Origin of the sequence: Alkalihalophilus lindianensis (assembly GCF_032843265.1) — a bacterium.
Taxonomy (GTDB): Bacteria; Bacillota; Bacilli; order Bacillales; family Bacillaceae_D; genus Alkalihalophilus; species Alkalihalophilus lindianensis.
On sequence record NZ_JAWJBA010000031.1, the window covers coordinates 1 to 554 of the forward strand.

At 38.4% G+C, this 554-nt stretch carries 2 pseudogenes; both read left to right on the plus strand.

Annotated features, from left to right (window positions below):
• A pseudogene (locus tag RYX56_RS21135) lies at nt 1-275 on the plus strand (MocR-like pyridoxine biosynthesis transcription factor PdxR); the annotation flags it as partial.
• A 59-nt stretch (nt 276-334) separates the two neighbouring features.
• Nucleotides 335-547, plus strand: a pseudogene (locus RYX56_RS21140) (antibiotic biosynthesis monooxygenase family protein); the annotation flags it as partial.
• Nucleotides 548-554: the final 7 nt, after the last annotated feature.

A 554-nucleotide genomic window follows, 5' to 3' on the forward strand; every position in this document is an offset into this window, starting at 1 on the left:
TCTTACTGTCAGCAATTAAAAAATATTTAGCAGACAACGTAAATGTAATCGGTGCTAATTCCGGGCTCCATATCGTTTTAGAAGTGAAGAAAGAGATGGAGGCAGATGAGTTAATCAGGCTTGCAACGGATGCAGGTGTGAAAATATATCCATTATCGATTTATTATCATGGCACCCAAGTGAGAGATTCTAAAGTCTTGCTGGGTTTTGGCGGTTTATCGGAATCTGAGATTGACATGGGGATTCGCTTATTAAAAGAGGCATGGGGACTCTAAAGTAAATTTACCATTGTGGTTAGTGTGAATTCCAAATAAAAAAGGAAGGTGGAGTTTATATGATAATGGAAGCCGTAATGCTTCAGGTAAAACAAGGTTTGGAAGAAGAATATGAGAAGGCTTTTTGTCAGGCATCAGAAATCATTTCTTCAATGAAAGGTTACATATCACATGAATTACAGCGTTGTGCGGAGGTAAAGGGCAGATATTTATTGCTGGTAAACTGGGAAACATTAGAGGACCATACAATAGGATTTAGGCAATCGGCTGAGTAACAAG